Source organism: Klebsiella sp. w6 (assembly GCF_033100215.1).
GTDB classification, from domain to species: domain Bacteria; phylum Pseudomonadota; class Gammaproteobacteria; order Enterobacterales; family Enterobacteriaceae; genus Klebsiella; species Klebsiella variicola.
Window position 1 is genome coordinate 2,091,471 of the sequence record NZ_CP136907.1, and the last position, 18,832, is coordinate 2,110,302.

The following is an 18,832-nucleotide window of genomic DNA, read 5'->3' on the forward strand; positions in this document are numbered from 1 at the left end:
TGGCGGAGGTGTTTACCTTTTGGTAATTTCCGCCGTTATCGTCTGCTGAATTATATGCGTAAATGAGAATTATTATTAATAATCTCACTGCGCCGGAACTGCCCTCCAGCGAGGGGGCAAAGAATCGACGTTAAGGCTGCCGTTCGAGCGGTCGTAATAAATAAGTCGGTGATAGCAATCTGCCAATCGCAAACGCTCCTGCGTTGGACAGATCCCCGCAAACGGGAAAAAAACAGGCTGGTTAAAAAACCAGTAATTATAATGACTGGAGTTACAACACAATGACCATCATCACTAAAAAACGTTTGATCGCCGCGGGAGTGCTATCCGCACTGCTTGCCGGCAATATGGCTATGGCAGCGGATGTCCCGGCCGGTGTGCAGTTGTCGGATAAGCAAACGCTGGTGCGAAATAGCGGCGCTGAGCCGCAATCGCTGGACCCGAATAAAATTGAAGGGGTACCCGAGGCCAATATTAGCCGCGACCTCTTCGAAGGCTTGCTGAATACTTCGCCGAAAGATGGCCACCCGATCCCTGGCGTAGCAGAGAGCTGGGATAATAAAGATTTTAAAGTCTGGACCTTCCATCTGCGTAAAGATGCGAAATGGTCTAACGGCGAGCCGGTTACTGCTCAGGACTTCGTCTACAGCTGGCAGCGTCTGGTGGATCCGAAAACCGCTTCTCCTTATGCCAGCTATCCGCAATATGGTCATATCGTTAACGTCGACGACATCATTGATGGCAAGAAAGCGCCGAGCGAACTGGGCGTAAAAGCCATTGACGACCACACGCTGGAAGTTACCCTCAGCGAGCCAGTCCCTTATTTTTATAAGCTGCTGGTTAACCCGGCGATGTCTCCTGTCTACAAACCGGCTATTGAAAAATTTGGCGAGAAATGGACACAGCCTGGCAATATCGTCACCAACGGGGCGTATACTCTGAAAGACTGGGTGGTCAACGAACGTATCGTGATGGAGCGCAACCCGCACTACTGGGATAATGCTAAAACCGTCATTAACACCGTTACCTGGCTGCCGACCTCTTCCGAAGTGACCTATGTTAACCGCTATCGCAGCGGTGAACTGGACATGACCTATAACCAGCTGCCGATCGAACTCTTCCAGAAGCTGAAAAAAGAGATCCCCAACGAGCTGCACGTCGACCCGTATCTGTGTACCTATTATTACGAAATCAACAACCAGAAAGCGCCGTTTACCGACGTACGCGTCCGTACCGCGCTGAAGCTGGGTCTGGATCGCGACATTATTGCTAATAAAGTGAAAGGACAGGGCGATCTGCCGGCCTACGGCTACACGCCGCCGTACACCGATGGCGCGAAGCTGAGCGAGCCGGAATGGTTTACGTGGTCGCAGGAAAAACGCAACGAAGAAGCGAAGAAACTGCTGGCCGAAGCCGGCTATACCGCGGATAAACCGTTGACCTTTAACCTGCTGTATAACACCTCCGATTTGCACAAGAAGCTGGCGATTGCCGCCGCCTCGCTGTGGCGTAAAAACCTGGGCATTGACGTGAAGCTGGTTAACCAGGAGTGGAAAACGTTCCTCGATACCCGTCACCAGGGCACCTATGACGTGGCACGCGCAGGCTGGTGCGCCGACTATAACGAGCCAACTTCCTTCCTGAATACCATGCTCTCTGACAGCTCAATGAACACTGCGCACTATAAGAGCCCGGCGTTCGACAAGATTATGGCTGAATCCGTAAAAGCGTCTGATGAAGCGCAGCGTACGGCAGCCTATGCGAAAGCGGAACAGCAGCTGGACAAAGACAGCGCGATCGTACCGGTCTATTACTACGTCAACGCCCGCCTGGTGAAACCGTGGGTTGGGGGCTATACCGGTAAAGACCCGATGGATAACGTCTATACCAAAGATCTCTACGTTATCAAACATTAATGGCAATACGTGGGGCGGGCCTGTGCTCGCTCCATCGTGTCTTATTTGAGAGCAGTGCAAAGGCACACGCCAGAAGGTACGGGCAATGTTAAAATTTATCTTACGTCGCTGTCTGGAAGCGATTCCGACGCTATTTATTCTTATTACCATCTCATTCTTCATGATGCGTCTGGCACCGGGAAGTCCTTTTACCGGGGAGCGCACCCTGCCGCCGGAAGTCATGGCGAATATTGAAGCAAAATACCATTTAAACGACCCTATCATGACGCAGTACTTCAATTATCTGAAGCAACTGGCGCATGGCGATTTTGGTCCTTCCTTTAAATACAAAGATTATTCGGTCAACGATCTGGTGGCCGCCAGCTTCCCGGTTTCTGCGAAACTGGGCTTCGCCGCCTTTTTACTCGCGGTGGTGATCGGCGTAGCCGCCGGGGTGATAGCCGCTCTGAAGCAAAACACCCGATGGGACTACGCGGTGATGGGGGTAGCCATGACCGGCGTGGTTATTCCGAGCTTTGTGGTGGCGCCGCTGCTGGTGATGATTTTTGCCATTACCCTGCACTGGCTGCCGGGCGGCGGCTGGAACGGCGGAGCGCTGAAATTTATGATCCTGCCGATGGTGGCGCTTTCCCTGGCCTATATCGCCAGTATCGCCCGTATCACCCGCGGCTCGATGATAGAAGTGTTGCACTCTAACTTTATCCGCACCGCGCGGGCAAAAGGGCTGCCGATGCGCCGCATTATTTTGCGCCATGCGCTGAAGCCGGCGCTGCTGCCGGTGCTCTCCTATATGGGGCCAGCTTTCGTGGGCATCATCACCGGCTCAATGGTCATTGAAACCATTTACGGCCTGCCGGGGATCGGCCAGCTGTTCGTTAACGGGGCGCTTAACCGCGACTACTCGCTGGTGCTGAGCCTGACGATCCTCGTTGGCGCCCTGACTATCCTGTTCAACGCCATCGTTGACGTGCTGTACGCCGTTATCGATCCGAAGATTCGCTACTGAAGCCGGAGTTCGCCATGATGTTAAGTAAGAAAAATAGCGAGGCGCTGGAAAACTTCAGTGAGAAGCTGGAAGTGGAGGGGCGTAGCCTCTGGCAGGATGCGCGTCGCCGCTTTATGCACAACCGCGCCGCGGTGACCAGCCTGATCATGCTGGTGCTTATTGCGCTGTTTGTCACCTTTGCGCCAATGGTGTCGTCGTTCTCCTACTTCGATACCGACTGGGGCATGATGTCCAATGCCCCGGATATGGCATCAGGCCACTACTTCGGAACCGACTCCTCCGGGCGCGACCTGCTGGTGCGCGTGGCGATCGGCGGGCGTATTTCGCTGATGGTCGGGGTGGCAGCGGCGCTGGTGGCGGTGATCCTCGGCACGCTGTACGGTTCGCTTTCCGGTTATCTCGGCGGCAAAGTGGACTCGGTGATGATGCGTCTGCTGGAGATCCTCAACTCCTTCCCGTTTATGTTCTTCGTCATCCTGCTGGTGACCTTTTTTGGTCAGAATATCCTGCTGATCTTTGTTGCCATCGGCATGGTTTCCTGGCTGGATATGGCGCGTATCGTGCGCGGACAGACCTTGAGCCTGAAGCGTAAAGAGTTTATCGAAGCCGCGCAGGTCGGTGGGGTCTCCACGGCCAGCATCGTGCTGCGCCATATCGTCCCCAACGTACTGGGGGTGGTGGTAGTGTACGCCTCGCTGCTGGTCCCCAGCATGATCCTCTTCGAATCCTTCCTCAGCTTCCTCGGGCTGGGAACCCAGGAGCCGCTCAGCAGTTGGGGAGCATTGCTCAGCGATGGCGCCAACTCAATGGAAGTCTCGCCCTGGCTGCTGCTGTTCCCGGCGGGTTTCCTGGTGGTGACCCTGTTCTGTTTCAACTTTATCGGCGATGGTCTGCGTGATGCCCTCGACCCGAAAGACCGCTAAGGAGCGCTGCCATGACCATGATTGAAACGGCAAAGGCGCCGCAAGCGCAGAGTCACAGCGGCCTGCTGCTGGACGTGAAAGATCTCCGCGTCACCTTTAAAACGCCGGATGGCGATGTCACTGCCGTCAATGACCTGAACTTCACCCTGCAGGCGGGCGAGACGCTCGGCATTGTGGGCGAATCTGGCTCCGGTAAATCGCAAACCGCCTTCGCTCTGATGGGGCTGCTGGCGGCCAACGGCCGCATCGGAGGATCCGCCACCTTTAACGGTCGGCAGATCCTCAATTTGCCCGAGCGTGAACTGAACAAACTGCGCGCCGAGCAAATCTCGATGATTTTCCAGGATCCGATGACCTCTCTTAACCCGTATATGCGGGTGGGCGAGCAGTTAATGGAAGTCCTGATGTTGCATAAAGGACTGAGCAAAGCCGAAGCGTTTGAAGAGTCGGTGAAGATGCTCGATGCGGTAAAAATGCCGGAAGCGCGCAAGCGCATGAAGATGTTTCCGCACGAGTTTTCCGGCGGGATGCGCCAGCGCGTGATGATTGCCATGGCGCTGCTGTGTCGGCCGCGGCTGCTGATTGCGGATGAACCTACCACCGCGCTGGACGTCACCGTGCAGGCGCAGATCATGACGCTGTTGAATGAGCTTAAACGCGAATTCAATACGGCAATCATCATGATCACCCACGACCTCGGGGTGGTGGCCGGGATCTGCGATAAAGTGCTGGTGATGTACGCCGGGCGCACCATGGAGTACGGTCAGGCGCGCGATGTCTTCTATCAACCGTCACATCCATACTCTATTGGCCTGTTGAATGCAGTTCCTCGTCTGGATGCCGAGGGCGATGCGTTGTTAACTATCCCTGGCAACCCGCCAAACCTGCTGCGATTGCCGAAAGGCTGTCCATTCCAGCCGCGCTGCCCGCACGCCATGGAGCAGTGTAGCAGCGCACCGCCGCTGGAGTCGTTCGCGCCAGGCCGCCTGCGCGCCTGCTTTAAACCGGTGGGGGATCTGCTATGAACGCCGTAACTGAACAACGAAAAGTCCTGCTTGAAATTGCCGACCTGAAGGTGCACTTCGATATCAAAGATGGCAAGCAGTGGTTCTGGCAGCCGTCGAAAACGCTGAAAGCAGTGGATGGCGTGACGTTGCGCCTCTATGAGGGGGAAACCCTCGGTGTGGTAGGGGAGTCAGGCTGCGGCAAATCGACCTTCGCCCGCGCCATTATTGGCCTGGTGAAAGCGACCGATGGCAAAGTGGCCTGGCTTGGGAAAGATCTGCTGGGTATGAAGCAGGAAGAGTGGCGCGATGTGCGCAGCGATATCCAGATGATCTTCCAGGATCCGCTGGCCTCGCTGAATCCGCGCATGACCATCGGGGAGATTATCGCTGAACCGCTGCGCACCTATCATCCGAAGATGTCGCGTCAGGAAGTTCGCGATCGCGTCAAAGCGATGATGATGAAGGTCGGGTTGCTGCCTAACCTGATCAACCGCTATCCGCATGAGTTCTCCGGCGGTCAGTGCCAGCGTATCGGCATCGCGCGGGCGTTGATCCTTGAGCCGAAGCTGATTATCTGCGATGAGCCAGTATCTGCGCTTGACGTGTCGATTCAGGCTCAGGTGGTCAATCTGCTGCAGCAGCTGCAGCGTGAGATGGGGCTGTCGCTGATATTTATCGCCCACGATCTGGCGGTGGTTAAACATATCTCCGACCGCGTCCTGGTGATGTATCTGGGCCATGCGGTGGAGCTGGGCACCTACGACGAGGTGTATCATAATCCGCTGCATCCCTATACCAAAGCGCTGATGTCGGCGGTACCGATCCCCGATCCTGATCTCGAGAAAGCGAAAACTATTCAGTTGCTGGAGGGCGAATTACCCTCGCCAATTAACCCTCCGTCGGGCTGCGTGTTCCGCACCCGCTGCCCGCTCGCCGGGCCAGAGTGTGCGAAAACCCGCCCGGTACTGGAGGGCAGTTTCCGCCATGCGGTTTCCTGCCTTAAGGTAGACCCGTTATAATCTCAGGGGCTGACGCAGGTCAGCCCTTTTTTTTGCGAGGTTAACGAAGTGGGTATGCTTTCTGCCGCTCGTCTGCGGCTTTATCATTTACTTTTCGATCAGAACCGACGTTCCGGCCGCCGCTTCGAAGGGCTGTGCGGACTTTTCGCCTTGCTCAGCGTGCTGGTGATTTTTATCGAGTCGGGGCTGGGCACGCAATATCATCTGACATTAGATGAATGGCATATTTTCGTCTGGCTGGAGCTGCTGGTGACCGCGGTTTTTACCGTGGAGTACCTGCTGCGTATCGCCACCTGGCCCAATCCGCTCCACTATATTTTTAGCTTTTGGGGACTGATTGACCTGGCGACGATTTTGCCGCTGTATGTGATGTGGCTGTGGCCGGAGATTAGTCTGAATTATGTCTTTGCCTGGCGAGCAATGCGAGCGATCCGCGCGCTGCGTATTCTCAAACTGTTGCGCTTTATGCCTTCGCTCAACGTGTTCTGGCGAGCAATCGTCAGTGCGCGTCACCAGCTGATTCTGTTCTATTCGTTTATCGCCATTGTGATGGTGATTTTCGGTTCGCTAATGTATTTGATCGAGGGGCCGGAGTACGGCTTTACAACGCTCAACGCCTCGGTCTATTGGGCCATCGTGACCATCACCACCGTCGGCTATGGCGATATCACCCCGCATACCCCACTGGGCCGCATTCTGGCGTCGATCCTCATCCTGATCGGCTACTCCATTATTGCGATACCGACCGGGCTTATCACTACCCATATGACCAGCGCCCTGAACCGTCGGCGTCAGCGTCGCCTGTGTCCGCAGTGCCAGCAGGGCGACCATGACGATAACGCCCGTTTTTGTCACGCCTGCGGCCATGCGTTGCCGAAATAAGCTGCCAGCATAAAAAAAGCCTGCCGGGTGAACCGCGGCAGGCTTTTCACTGGATAGTGAGCGTTATTCACGCCACAAAATATGACACAGCTTATGATCTTTTTCGCGGCACAGCAGAACACGGGCGAAAATGTCATTAATTTCCCCGCCATCGGTATCCGCCAGGCCAATTACCACTTCGGCGAAGAAATCCGGATTCAGATCGTAATCCACATGCTCTTCCCAGTCTGCGGACGGGTCGAACAGTTCGGCGCCCCCGCGCTCTTCAAACTGCAGGTTAAACAGAATGATGTCCGCCGGGTCGAGGTTGTCGGCCGCCAGCTCGAGGAAGATATCGTAAGCCTGCTCAAGCGTTTCGTCTTCGGTCAGGCGGTTGTTTAAATCCATATCCATGATTGCTACTCATTCGGTATCTGATGGGCACGTTTTACAGCAACGGGCTGAAGAAGTAAAACAGTCGCTCGACGATCCGCTGCCAGAGCGGTCGTTTTAGCCAACGACGGGCGTCAAGCAGGCGCGAACGCGAGATATAGTCATCCTGGACCGCCGCCAGATCGCTGCCAAAACCGGCGTCATCAATGACCAGCGTAATCTCAAAATTGAGCCACAGGCTGCGCATATCCAGATTCACCGTCCCCACCAGGCTCAGTTCGCCATCCACCAGCACGCTCTTGGTATGCAACAATCCGCCTTCAAACTGATAAATTTTGACCCCGGCCGCCAGCAGCTCGGTGAAAAAGGCCCGGCTGGCCCAGCCCACCAGCAGTGAATCGTTCTTGCGCGGTAAAATAATACTCACGTCGACACCGCGCTGGGCGGCGGTACAGATTGCGTGCAGCAGGTCGTCGCTGGGCACGAAGTAAGGTGTCGTCATGATCAGATGCTCTTTCGCCGCGTAGGCGGCGGTGAGGAGCGCCTGATGGATCAGATCTTCCGGAAAGCCCGGGCCGGAGGCGATCGTGTGGATGGTATGCCCGCTGGCCTCTTCGAACGGCATGATATTGACGTCCGGTGGTGGCGGCAGAATGCGCTTTCCGGTTTCGATTTCCCAGTCGCAGGAGTAGACGATGCCCATCGAGGTCGCCACCGGGCCTTCCATCCGCGCCATCAGGTCAATCCACTGGCCGACCCCCGAGTCCTGCTTAAAGTAGCGCGGATCGACCATATTCATGCTGCCGGTATAGGCAATATAGTTATCGATCATCACCATCTTGCGATGTTGACGCAAATCCATCCGGCGCAGGAACACACGCATCAGGTTAACTTTGAGGGCCTCGACGACTTCAATACCGGCGTTACGCATCATCGCCGCCCATGGGCTGCGGAAAAAGGCCACGCTGCCCGCAGAATCGAGCATTAGCCGACAGTGAACCCCACGACGCGCGGCGGCCATCAGCGATTCGGCGACGCTGTCGGCCATACCGCCTGGCTGCCAGATATAAAAGACCATCTCGATATTGTGGCGGGCCAGTTGAATATCGCGGATCAGAGCCTGCATCACGTCGTCAGATTCCGTCAGCAGCTGCAGCTGGTTGCCTTTTACGCCACCAATGCCCTGACGCCGTTCACACAGCTTGAACAGGGATTCTGCCACCGGGCTGTTATCTTCCGCGAAGATATGTTTGCAGGCTTTGAGGTCGTTTAACCACTTGGCCGTCGAGGGCCACATCGCCCTGGCGCGTTCCGCCCGGCGTTTGCCGAGATGCAGTTCGCCAAAGGAGAGATAGGCGATAATCCCCACCAGCGGCAGGATATAAATGATCAGCAACCATGCCATGGCGGACGGGACAGCGCGGCGTTTCATTAGAATTCGTAATGTTACACCGGCGATCAACAGCCAGTACCCCAGAATGACCAGCCAGTTCACCACCGTGTAAAAGGTTGTCATAGATGTAAAATCCTTTTGAATGACGTTATGTGATGAGTTTACGCATCAGTATTTTTCTGGCAAATAAAAACGCAGCGAAAGCGGTAGTCAGTTGCTGGCAGAGGTTTATAATGGAGGCTGTTTTCACTCGTAGAGTCGTTGCAATGAAGCGTAGTAGAACGGAAGTAGGGCGCTGGCGCATGCTGAGACAGGTGAATCGCCGTAAAGCGCGCTGGCTGGAAGCCCAATCGCGCCGCAATATGCGGATCCTTGCTATCAGGAAGGGACTGGTGAAACGGCAGCGTCATGCTCTGCTGTTTATTTTTCCCGACTGTTAAGCGAGCAGGCTAACGGCACCGTACGCGGTGCCGTTGTCGTTTTCTCAGCCCTGCGCTGAATTATCGTTATCATTGCCATCTTGACATCATTATTTTGCTCGACTGCGGTGCAACGACAGTTTGCGCCTGGCTTGCTTTCACGTCTCATTAAAATAGGCATGTCACGTTATTCCGGGCGGTTTGTTTCAGGCAGAACCTATTCCTGCCGCCACAGGAATTAATTGCCATGCAGTATTTATTGTTACCCAGACAGGTGCGGCGCTGTCGAATGCATGCCCACACTGGCCAGCAGATGCAGCCTGAAGTAAGTTTAGAAGAATGATGAAACAGGCGCAGTCAGATCATGGCGCATGAGGCTAAGCGTGCCGCTCCTGGTCTTAAATAATCTGCGCCTGTTTGTTTGCCTTTCAGAACGGTTGTCTGGATAACGCGCCTGAATAAAATGCACGCTATTACGCGTGCATTACTTTATTTTGCATAGGCTTCAGTGGATAAAGTGATGGTCACGTTATCACTTACCGCGGGCACATACTTATCAAGCTTGAAGTCTGAACGTTTGATTACCCCTGTTGCATCAAATCCAATCGCCTCTTTTTTCACCATTGGATGCATGTCCTGCTTATTGAGGGTTGCATGCAGAACTACCGGTTTGGTGATGCCTTTAATGGTCAGGTTACCTTCGACATCATATTTATTGTCGCCCTTGCTTTCCACTTTGGTACTCCGGAAAGTAGCCTCGGGAAACGTTTTGACATCAAAGTATTCTTTGCCTAAAAATTCATCGGTTAACGCTTTGACATGCGTGTCAATGGTTTTTACCGGCAGAGTAACGCTAACAGAAGATTTTTCAGGGTTTTCTTTGTCAAAAGATAATTTCCCTGAAACATCAGAGATATAGGCGGTAGGGTTAGAGAAACCGAAATGATTCCAGGCAATCACCACCGACGTGTGCTGCGGATCCAGGTTATATTCCGTCGCCGCAGCTTGTGATACAGGGATATATAAGGCAAGCAGAGAAAGAAATACTGTTTTTTTCAGAACGTTCACAAAAAAGTCCTCAAAATGGGCAAGTACACAAAGGGTAGCTTAAAAAGAGGGAAGTCTTATTGAAAACATTTGTTATTCCCTTTCAAAATTTTTAATCAAGCACGAATAACCCTACAGTAACGCAGCGTGAACTTTACGCAAGGCAATTAATAGAAGTTAAAAAATGATCATCGGCAATTTTAACCTGACGGTGAGATTTTTATTGGGCCATGTCAGGATATTGTGTGTGGTTATATCATTGCGGGGCTATTTTCCCTGGGGAGAGAAATCACCGCGAGCCTGAATGCAGGAAGGTTGTTTAAGACCGGTTCAGTACCTTGCGAAAACCGGACATTAATCCCCGTTTATTCCATGGCTTAATATCGGCAGGGAGAAATTACCCGCATCAACATGCTTATCCAGTCAATGTAAAAAAGAGCAATAACCATAAATTAGGCATTTATCCAATCTAATGTCGATGTGAAACGAATAAATGTCGATATATTATTCTGTGTTATTTATTTTTTGTAGTCATTTCTTTTTAATTCTTCCTGGCGTTTTTTTAGCTTTATCACAATAGTGTCGAGCAAAAAACAATCAATAAATAAATAAAATACAAGATCTTACATAACGGACTTACACAATTTATTAACAATTAAATATAATTCCCGACATCGATGTTTTATCGCCATTTTCTATCCCGGCATTATGCTTCATTTATGCCGTTTGGCTTACTGCGGGGAAAACATCGATAGTTAAATAAGAAATAGTTTTATTTCATGGTGTTATCAGGAGAGTTATTATGTCAGATACGAATCCCCGCTCATCCGGCTGGTTAGGCCTGTGGTGCCTGCTGGTCGGCGTGATACTGCTTGCGACAGGCCTGTTCTTTGTCATCGGCGGTTATAAACTGGTTTCCCTGGGGGGAAGCTGGTATTTCCTTATTGCCGGGGTTATTACCCTGCTCGCCGCGATTCAGTTTTTCCGCCGCAGGTCGTCCGCGGTGTGGCTGTTTGCTCTGGTATTCGTGGGTACCCTGATTTGGGCACTGTTTGATGCCGGCTTCGACTTCTGGCCGCTCGTTTCCCGTTTGATGGTACCCGCCGGGTTGATGCTGCTGGCGGCGGCCACCTGGCCTGCGCTACGTAAGCATGAAGGAAAGCCTTACAGCACCAAAGGGGCATGGGGGGTCTGCGTTGTTCTGGTTATCGCCATGGGCGTCACCTTTGTTCAGATGTTTCAGCCCCATCCCACAGTGGCGTTCAGCGGCGAGAAATTACCGCTGGTGCCGGTAAAAGAAGACGCTAAACAGCAAAACTGGGACCACTACGGTAATACTGCCGGCGGTAGCCGCTTTGTGGCGTTGGACCAGATCACGCGTGACAATGTAAAAAACCTGAAACCCGTCTGGACCTTCCATACTGGCGACACCCCGTTAAGCCCGGATGGCAATGGCGCAGAAGATCAGCAAACACCGCTGCAGGTAGGCGATCGTGTTTTCCTCTGTACTCCGCATAACAATGTGATCGCCGTCGATGCCGATAGTGGAAAAGAGATCTGGAGAGCGGAAATTAATGCGAAATCCGCCATCTGGATGCGCTGCCGAGGCCTGGCGTATTTTGATGCGACGAAGCCACTGACGCAGCCCACTGTGGCAGGCTCCACACCGGTTCTGCCGGCACAGGTCGCGCCAGGTGCAGCATGCCAGCGTCGCATCCTGATGAATACGATTGATGACAGATTGATCGCCTTAGACGCAGATAACGGCCAATTCTGCCCGGACTTCGGGACGAACGGCAGCGTGAATCTGCGGGAAGGGATGGGCGCTGCGGCAGATCCAAGCTATGTGTTGACTTCAGCCCCGACGCTGGCTGGCACCACGGTGGTGGTTGGAGGCCGCGTGGCGGATAACGTCAGTACTGACATGCCTGGCGGCGTGGTGCGCGGTTATGACGTGATTACCGGCCAGCAGCGCTGGGCATTTGATCCGCGTAATCCGGATCCCAATCATGTTCTGCAACCAGGGGAACATTACAAACGCAGTTCCGCTAACTCCTGGGCGCCCATGTCATGGGATGCGTCGATGAATACCCTCTTTATTCCGATGGGGAGCTCCTCTGTTGACCTGTGGGGCGCGGACCGTATTCAGGGCGATCACAAATACGCCACTTCAATCCTGGCGCTGGATGCGACCACCGGGAAAGAGAAGTGGGTATACAAGACCGTGCGTAACGATCTGTGGGACTTCGATGTCCCGATGCAGCCAAGCCTGGTCGATTTCCCGACCAAAGAGGGCAACAAACCCGCCGTGGTGGTGGGGACCAAAGCGGGTCAAATCTATGTACTTGATCGCCTGACGGGTCAACCGCTTACCGAAGTGAAAGAGGTCCCGGTGAAACCGGCTGATATCCCAAATGAACAGTATCCGGCGACGCAGCCGCGCTCTGTTGGGATGCCGCAGATTGGGGCGGAAACCCTGAAAGAATCTGATATGTGGGGGGCAACGCCGTTTGATCAGCTGGTCTGTCGTATCAGCTTCAAATCGATGCGTTATGACGGGCTGTACACCATGCCGGGGACCGATGTTTCCCTCAGCTTCCCGGGCTCTTTGGGAGGAATGAACTGGGGCAGCCTGTCTACCGATCCGAACAACCACTATATCTTCGTCAATGATATGCGTCTGGGTCTGTGGGTGCAGCTGATTAAGCAGGACCCACAAAGCGCGGTGGCCAACACCGGTGGTGAAGCGGTGAACGCCGGGATGGGGGCGGTCCCGATGAAAGGAACACCGTACTCGGTCAACAAAAACCGTTTCATGTCGCCGCTGGGGATCCCATGTCAGAAACCGCCGTTTGGTACGCTGTCCGCGATTGACCTGAAAACACAGAAAATTGTCTGGCAGGTGCCGGTCGGTACCGTCCAGGATACCGGTCCGTTTGGCATAAAAATGCGTGCTCAGATGCCGATCGGTATGCCGACGCTGGGTGGAACCCTGGCAACTCAGGGCGGCCTGGTGTTCATTGCCGGAACCCAGGACTACTACCTGCGCGCCTTCGATTCATCTACGGGTGAAGAAGTCTGGAAAGCCCGTCTTCCGGTAGGAAGCCAGGGGGGACCCATCAGCTATGTTTCGCCGAAGACCGGCAAACAATACATTCTGATTTCCGCCGGTGGAGCCCGCCAGTCGCCGGATCGCGGTGACTACGTGATTGCCTATGCGCTCGATAAGTAACAGATAATTGGATCAGCGATAACGATCAGAGGCCCCCGCCGGACAGCGGGGGCTTTTCATATTAATGCATGGATGGTGAGGCGTTGCGTTAGGCGACGATGTTGAGGCAGGAGAGGGGATCTGACCCTGTACAGGACATGTCAGTGAGAGAACAGCCAAACTTTTCGCGTGATGGAAAAGGGCGACATTTTAATGTTGTGTACCAAAATGCGCCCTTTAATCTGATGGCCTGGTGTCTTTTTTATGGCTAACCAGAAAAATAGCAGGGAATATTTATCAAAACACTTTCTTATATTGTCATTTATCTGGTTTCGAACAATTCCACTCAAAAACGATCCGTTACGTCCAAGCGCTGCTACTCATGGGGTTGGAGGTATGTGAAGGTAAGTTTCATGTATAAGTGTTACATTGTGGGTATCTTTGAGCAAATGATTTTGTGTACACTTTTGCGTACTCAAAGATCATATGTGTACTCATCAGATGCTCACCGATACAAAGCTTAAAAAAGCGCTTGGAAAGAAACGTGACGATATTGAAGTGCTGTCCGACTCCCATGGCCTTAACGTCAGGATCAGCCAGGCTGGAAAAATCACCTTCTTCTATCGCTACCGCTGGCAAGGTAAACCAGTAAAAATCAATGTCGGTGATTATCCTGCAATGAGTATCGCCCAGGCAAGAGATCGCCGACAGCAATTCAGAGCATGGCTTACTGAGGGAAAGGACCCTCGCGAGCAAGCCAAGCTGGAGCGGATAAGCCGACAGGATGCTCTGTCAGTAGAGGAAGCTTTTAATTACTGGATAGAGAGGCACTGTATTGCTAATAACCTGACTAATACGACCTATTACCAGTCAGTGTTTGCGAAGCACATATCAGTGCAGATGAAGGGGGTTAAGGTCGATAACTCAACCCGGCGCCACTGGACAGAGCTTTTCGACAGCATAGAAAGCAGGGTGATGGCTCACTATATGCTTTCTTTGTGCAAAAGAGCTTTCCGTTTTTGTTTTAACCGTGGTGTTATCTCTACGAACCCACTGGATGGACTTATCCCCACAGATGTAGGGCAAAAACCAAAGATCAGCACACGACGACTCAGCGATGAGGAACTTCGGGCTGTGTACCAGTGGTTAAAAAATCACATGTCCATAGAGTCGGTATTCCTGGTGAAATTTATTATGCTGACCGGTTGCAGGACAGGGGAAATCAGACAGAGCGAAAGATCCTGGTTCCAGCTCGACGAATGTGAGTGGACCGTGCCCGCCAAGATTTATAAAACGAGGGTCAATACGCGACGTGGGTTGCCTGATGCTGCTGTTAACCTTGTGAAAAGCCATCTTGAAATGATAGGCACGAAGCATCTTGTCACTTCACAAAGACGTGTTGATGGGGAGATTTTGGACAAGCCTGTTCAGGGGCCCGTGGCTTCAAATTATGCGAGGTCAATATGGTCTGGCGCCAACATGCAGGAGTGGTCTATGCACGATTTGCGGCGCACTATCGCAACTACTCTTTCTGAGCTTGGCGCACCTCCCCACGTGATTGAAAAAATACTTGGTCACCAGATGGTGGGGGTAATGGCTCATTACAACCTTCATGATTACATTGATGATCAGAAACACTGGCTCCGCGTCTGGCAGAGCCACTTAGAGAAGGTCATCGGCGAGCCATTTTGTTAGTGCTGCTTTGTCTCTTCCCACTCCTTTATCGACTCTGCTTTCCAGCGGTTAGGATTCCCGGGGAAGTCAGGCGCAGGGAAGGGGCGAGCAAAACCCCGTGGCATGGTTTCTTCGCTTTGCCATGACCACAGGGTTTTGCGCGAAATTTTGTATCGACTGGTCAGGTCGGATGTCAGCAAAATATCGTCCATATCACCTCCGATGCTTTTTCAGTATTTCTTCAACTTCCTGGCAATCAGCGCAGCGCTGACAACCCGCCACCAGTTCCCGGCGCCGCTCGGGTATCTCTTCCCCACAGTCGCGGCAGTGAGTAGCTGAAATTGCCGCATGGTTGATGCGCATGCTCTGGATGGTCATTTCCAGCCGGCGCTCTGCCAGCTCGTTGGCCTGATCGATGATTTCTGCGCTCATGCTGCACCGCCTTTGATGCGGGCGATGGCCGTGCGGGCAACGGCAATTGGGTGATCGCCTGAGAACTCCATACCAGGCGGCGCGTATTCCATGCACTCAGCCCAAGGCAGCAGGCGCTCCAGCGCCGCCAGAAGTTCGTCGCGCTGCCCGGCGACTTTCGCATACTCAAGCGCTGCGTTTTCCAACTGGGCTTTGTGCTTCTTGTAGGCCTCGTATACGTGCCAGCTCTGGCCTTTTCGAACGCTCTCGCTGATTTCCGCTACCTGCTCAGGCGTGAGCGCGGTCAGAGGTTGAGCCGGGTAGATAATCACCTGCCCCGCGTCCCAGTCGAAGCCAGCGTGAATGGCCTCTACCTCGACGGATGGCGACGGCCCGATGCTGCCGGGCGAATGGACAAGGATTGTAATCTCGGGGTCGCGCCGCTGGGTCAGTGGGTTAGACCATAGGCGCGCCACCAGCTCAGAGAACTTGGAGAATTTCATGCTGCACCTGCCTTGTCTTCATCCATTTTCCAGGCAGTGGCAAGAGCGCCAGCCACCTGGTGGAAGCTATGTTTTACTGCCACCTTCCCATGGTCGCCGGCTGGCGAAACCAGTTCGATTGTGGTCAGCTCTCCGCCGCTTTCAGCGTCTGGGTAAAACTGCGCGACGTCGTTGGTTTCGACGATCACAGACCCGGATGGGGTATACATTTTCAGCTTCATGACTCCACTCCATAGCGGCCGCTCAGCCGCCCAATAACACTGACAAATTTCACCAGGCTGACACCCATCGGCTTTACCTTCTCGTAGTGCTTGCGAAGGATAGGGGAGCATACAGCGTTCCACTTCGGTTTAGGCTTTACGCTCATCGCTTTGGTTATCTCTTCTGCGCAGCGACGAGCCTGGGCGCGGAGAGCGTTTTCTTTTTCTTCTGGCGTCATGCTGCCTCCGTCTTCACTACGTCGATGGCGCAGCCGGGGATCAGCTCAACGGAAGCGGTGGCGCACTGGTTGCCCCAGTGGCTCCAGCCTGGCGCTGCGCTGCGGCTGAAAAGCTCAATCCGCGGCACGTCGCCGTAGAGCAGTTCCAGTCGGTGTCTAACTTCCCACGGTTTCTCGCTATGCGCGCCGAGCGGGCTGTAGACCACCTGCTTAATGCCAGCGTGCTTGCGTTCCAGACCGGCGCCGCGGGTGGCGATCAGCACGTCTTCGGTATTGGCGCGGGTATGGTTGCCACCGTTCATGCGCGTCTCTGCATTCAGCAGATCGAGGAAGTCGTAAAAGTCGGCAACCTCTCCTTCTGCCAGGGCCTTGGTAATGCGCAGTTCGGCCAATTGGTTCAGCTTCACCCAGGTGAAGCCCTTCATGGTGCGCACCGTAAATCCCCAGGCCTCGGCCAGCTCCATCGCCTCCTGGTTGTGGGTGCCGGTGTACCACATCGCCAGCACAGCGTTATCCGCGGCGAGCTCCCACACCGGGAGCCGCTTCATATCGAGCAAGCTCATGGTGGGGTAGTGATCGACGGCGGCGCCGTTGCTGATCGTGTTCCCGTAAGACCAGGCCGGGTCGGCATAGATAAGTGAGTAGCGGTTCATAGGACTGACTCCATTTCATCGATATAGAGGCCAGATGCGATAAGCCGGCGGCGCCGGGCCGCTTTATCAATACATTTCTGGCGGTTGCCAGAGGCGGCCTGAGCTATCGAACGCTTAGTGAACAGGCGAGTTTTACCCTGCGGGGTAATGACCTTTGGTCTTGTGATCAGGTCAAAGGTGCGATCGCAGATGCCGTCCTCGTTGAGCCAGGTTTCCGATGCGATCAGCTGCGCAATGCGGCCTTCTCCCTTGGTTATGCCGTTCGCAACGCGGTTAAATTCGACAAGCGTCACGCCGAACTTCTCCGCTATTTCGCTGCCGGTAACAGGGCGACCGCGCGTCTGAATCATCCAGATCACGCGCTCGCGAAGGCCGGAGAATTTCCCTGCTTTGCCGGGCCTGCGGTAAAATGGAGTGCGTTTCATTTCCACTGCTCCCCGAAGGTAAAGCCGATCTCCGCCAGCGATTCATCCATCTTGCTGATGAACTCCGGCACCATTTCGTTGAAGTCGGACATGTATTTGTCGTCGCGCTCAACAACCACGTGATGAATGCCTTCTCGCTTCATGCGAGGGTCATAATTCGCGAAATACCAGGCATCCTTTCCGGTTACCCACATGCTGAATTGCACCTGGGCCATATAGGCGGATTTGATAGCCTCGAAGCCGCCAAGCCGGAATTTCATGAAGTCGCGAGAGGTGAAAGGGCACTTCAGCTCAAGGCCGCGACCATCACTGCACAGGCCGTCTGGTGAGCAGGCGGTGCGCATACCTTCGTCACGGAAAAGGATCGGCGACTCTGTTACCTTCACGTCGGTGGTGAACTCAAACAGGGTGCGAGCGTCGGCCTCATACTGTTTCCCCCAGGCCAGCGCCTTGGCGTTAACTTCCGGCGCCACGCCGGTGCACACTTCGGCAAGGAGCGTAAGGAAGTAGGACATCTTCATATCAGTCCATTTCTTACCTGACTTGGGCTTAGAAATGACGTTGTGAACTTCCGAGGCAGTTATCACGCCCAGGCGTAAGCGGTGCCAGGATTCGTCTCCCTGTTCAACGCGGGTAACGTCAATGCCAGTTCGCTCGAGGATAATTTCTGGTGTCATGCTGCCACCTGCGCTTTTTTCTGGAGGAAGCTAAAGCCTTTCTGCGCTTCTTCTTCGGTGAGCTGTGATGCCTGGAAAATGTCACGCTTGAAGATGTTGCTGCACAGAGGCAGGAAGTCCTGCTCCCAGTCCTTATTCAGGGACGTCAGGAGGTCGGTAATTGCCTGCAACGTTTCCTCACTGGCCACCAGGGGGAGCGCCTCTGTAGTGCTGCGCGGCGTTACGTCACGCGCATCAACTTCCAGTGTTTTACCTTCCATCTCTTCGGCGGTGGGCTGCTGGCCAATTTCAGGCCACGCCTTACGCAGAGCCTGAGCCTCGGCACACTTCGCCAGCTGGCCGTAAGGGCGCTTTTTCCACATTGCGTTTGGCGCGGTAGTGTCGCGGCCGGCGGTGGCATAGTTCTCAACCCAGTATTCTTTCGCGCTGAATTCGACGATCTCCCCGCTGGGCATGCGCTTGCTGACCGTGTACTTGCACCATTGAGGCACGGTCACTTCAATACCGGTAAGCGTCAGAGTGACGTCCGGGCCGAACTCTGGTTCTTTTGCGCCAGCGTAATCACCGGAGCGATCGGCCTGAATCCGATAAAGCCCGATGCCAGGCATAACCACATCGCGCCACTCGCTTTTACCCGACTTCGAGTCCTTAACGCTCATTGGCACCAGATGAACGGGCTTCAGAAGCGGATCGAGGTTTCTGGCCCGGCAGTAGTCCAGCGCCATCATTACTGATTCGTCTTTGGCGCCAGGGTAAATACTGTTTTTGAGGGCGCTCCATGTGGCGCCGTCAATGCCTATCTCAGCAAGAGAGCTGGCTGTAATCACAAGTTCGTTAGCCATTGTTATTCCCCAA

The 18,832-nt window shown here is 53.9% G+C and carries 20 protein-coding genes and 1 pseudogene; 9 read left to right on the forward strand and 12 right to left on the reverse strand.

The window, feature by feature from the left end; translation table 11 throughout:
* Nucleotides 1–281 precede the first annotated feature (281 nt).
* From oppA to R0140_RS10100, 6 genes are all read left to right on the forward strand, one after another.
* Nucleotides 282–1,916 (forward strand): oligopeptide ABC transporter substrate-binding protein OppA, encoded by a 1,635-nt coding sequence (oppA, locus tag R0140_RS10075; protein ID WP_008804413.1) that lies wholly within the window; start codon nucleotides 282–284, stop codon nucleotides 1,914–1,916.
* 85 nt (nucleotides 1,917–2,001) lie between these two features.
* Nucleotides 2,002–2,922, forward strand: a complete 921-nt coding sequence (gene oppB, locus R0140_RS10080; protein WP_002910089.1) for an oligopeptide ABC transporter permease OppB — start codon at nucleotides 2,002–2,004, stop codon at nucleotides 2,920–2,922.
* Between the two features lie 14 nt (nucleotides 2,923–2,936).
* Nucleotides 2,937–3,845 (forward strand): oligopeptide ABC transporter permease OppC, encoded by a 909-nt coding sequence (gene oppC / locus R0140_RS10085; RefSeq protein WP_004145396.1) that lies wholly within the window; start codon nucleotides 2,937–2,939, stop codon nucleotides 3,843–3,845.
* Nucleotides 3,846–3,856: 11 nt separating this feature from the next.
* The gene (locus tag R0140_RS10090; RefSeq protein WP_004151853.1) at nucleotides 3,857–4,870 is read left to right on the forward strand and encodes an ABC transporter ATP-binding protein; all 1,014 of its coding nucleotides are present in this window, start codon (nucleotides 3,857–3,859) and stop codon (nucleotides 4,868–4,870) included.
* The gene (gene oppF / locus R0140_RS10095) at nucleotides 4,867–5,871 is read left to right on the forward strand and encodes a murein tripeptide/oligopeptide ABC transporter ATP-binding protein OppF (RefSeq protein WP_008804414.1); all 1,005 of its coding nucleotides are present in this window, start codon (nucleotides 4,867–4,869) and stop codon (nucleotides 5,869–5,871) included. Before R0140_RS10090 ends, oppF begins: the two co-directional genes overlap by 4 nt.
* Nucleotides 5,872–5,925: 54 nt before the next feature.
* On the forward strand, nucleotides 5,926–6,753 hold the full coding sequence (locus tag R0140_RS10100; RefSeq protein WP_012541359.1) for an ion transporter: 828 nt from the start codon (nucleotides 5,926–5,928) through the stop codon (nucleotides 6,751–6,753).
* A gap of 63 nt (nucleotides 6,754–6,816) precedes the next feature.
* On the opposite strand, the gene R0140_RS10105 is transcribed toward R0140_RS10100, so the two are convergent.
* Entirely contained in the window at nucleotides 6,817–7,146 is a 330-nt protein-coding gene (locus tag R0140_RS10105) for an HI1450 family dsDNA-mimic protein (RefSeq protein WP_002910079.1), read from the reverse strand.
* 34 nt (nucleotides 7,147–7,180) lie between these two features.
* Nucleotides 7,181–8,641 (reverse strand): cardiolipin synthase, encoded by a 1,461-nt coding sequence (gene cls / locus R0140_RS10110; RefSeq protein WP_008804416.1) that lies wholly within the window; start codon nucleotides 8,639–8,641, stop codon nucleotides 7,181–7,183.
* Nucleotides 8,642–8,784: 143 nt separating this feature from the next.
* On the opposite strand from cls, the gene R0140_RS10115 reads away from it, so the two are divergent.
* On the forward strand, nucleotides 8,785–8,958 hold the full coding sequence (locus R0140_RS10115) for a YciY family protein (protein ID WP_023290120.1): 174 nt from the start codon (nucleotides 8,785–8,787) through the stop codon (nucleotides 8,956–8,958).
* 468 nt (nucleotides 8,959–9,426) lie between these two features.
* Here R0140_RS10115 and R0140_RS10120 read toward each other — a convergent pair whose 3' ends face one another.
* Entirely contained in the window at nucleotides 9,427–10,005 is a 579-nt protein-coding gene (locus R0140_RS10120) for a YceI family protein (protein WP_016161315.1), read from the reverse strand.
* A gap of 781 nt (nucleotides 10,006–10,786) precedes the next feature.
* Between R0140_RS10120 and R0140_RS10125 the strand changes: the two genes are divergently transcribed.
* The gene (locus R0140_RS10125; RefSeq protein ID WP_042947323.1) at nucleotides 10,787–13,216 is read left to right on the forward strand and encodes a glucose/quinate/shikimate family membrane-bound PQQ-dependent dehydrogenase; all 2,430 of its coding nucleotides are present in this window, start codon (nucleotides 10,787–10,789) and stop codon (nucleotides 13,214–13,216) included.
* Between the two features lie 480 nt (nucleotides 13,217–13,696).
* The gene (locus tag R0140_RS10130; RefSeq protein WP_317703974.1) at nucleotides 13,697–14,890 is read left to right on the forward strand and encodes a tyrosine-type recombinase/integrase; all 1,194 of its coding nucleotides are present in this window, start codon (nucleotides 13,697–13,699) and stop codon (nucleotides 14,888–14,890) included.
* On the opposite strand, the gene R0140_RS10135 is transcribed toward R0140_RS10130, so the two are convergent.
* The 9 genes and pseudogenes from R0140_RS10135 to bet form a co-directional block, all read right to left on the reverse strand.
* The gene (locus R0140_RS10135) at nucleotides 14,887–15,081 is read right to left on the reverse strand and encodes an excisionase (RefSeq protein ID WP_087761503.1); all 195 of its coding nucleotides are present in this window, start codon (nucleotides 15,079–15,081) and stop codon (nucleotides 14,887–14,889) included. The genes R0140_RS10130 and R0140_RS10135 overlap by 4 nt on opposite strands.
* A gap of 1 nt (nucleotide 15,082) precedes the next feature.
* Entirely contained in the window at nucleotides 15,083–15,301 is a 219-nt protein-coding gene (locus tag R0140_RS10140; protein ID WP_317703975.1) for a TraR/DksA family transcriptional regulator, read from the reverse strand.
* A gap of 164 nt (nucleotides 15,302–15,465) precedes the next feature.
* Nucleotides 15,466–15,783, reverse strand: a pseudogene (locus tag R0140_RS10145) (hypothetical protein); the annotation flags it as partial.
* The gene (locus R0140_RS10150; RefSeq protein WP_064291614.1) at nucleotides 15,780–16,004 is read right to left on the reverse strand and encodes a hypothetical protein; all 225 of its coding nucleotides are present in this window, start codon (nucleotides 16,002–16,004) and stop codon (nucleotides 15,780–15,782) included. The gene R0140_RS10150 and the pseudogene R0140_RS10145, both read right to left, overlap by 4 nt.
* Nucleotides 16,001–16,222 (reverse strand): hypothetical protein, encoded by a 222-nt coding sequence (locus R0140_RS10155; RefSeq protein ID WP_317703976.1) that lies wholly within the window; start codon nucleotides 16,220–16,222, stop codon nucleotides 16,001–16,003. Before R0140_RS10155 ends, R0140_RS10150 begins: the two co-directional genes overlap by 4 nt.
* Nucleotides 16,219–16,875, reverse strand: coding sequence for an MT-A70 family methyltransferase (locus tag R0140_RS10160; protein ID WP_109262311.1), 657 nt, complete (start codon nucleotides 16,873–16,875; stop codon nucleotides 16,219–16,221). Before R0140_RS10160 ends, R0140_RS10155 begins: the two co-directional genes overlap by 4 nt.
* Nucleotides 16,872–17,300 (reverse strand): hypothetical protein, encoded by a 429-nt coding sequence (locus tag R0140_RS10165; RefSeq protein ID WP_017898874.1) that lies wholly within the window; start codon nucleotides 17,298–17,300, stop codon nucleotides 16,872–16,874. Before R0140_RS10165 ends, R0140_RS10160 begins: the two co-directional genes overlap by 4 nt.
* Nucleotides 17,297–17,977 (reverse strand): lambda exonuclease family protein, encoded by a 681-nt coding sequence (locus R0140_RS10170; RefSeq protein WP_004151306.1) that lies wholly within the window; start codon nucleotides 17,975–17,977, stop codon nucleotides 17,297–17,299. Before R0140_RS10170 ends, R0140_RS10165 begins: the two co-directional genes overlap by 4 nt.
* On the reverse strand, nucleotides 17,974–18,819 hold the full coding sequence (gene bet, locus R0140_RS10175; protein WP_317703977.1) for a phage recombination protein Bet: 846 nt from the start codon (nucleotides 18,817–18,819) through the stop codon (nucleotides 17,974–17,976). The genes R0140_RS10170 and bet overlap by 4 nt, the downstream gene beginning before the upstream one ends.
* Between the last annotated feature and the right edge of the window lie 13 nt (nucleotides 18,820–18,832).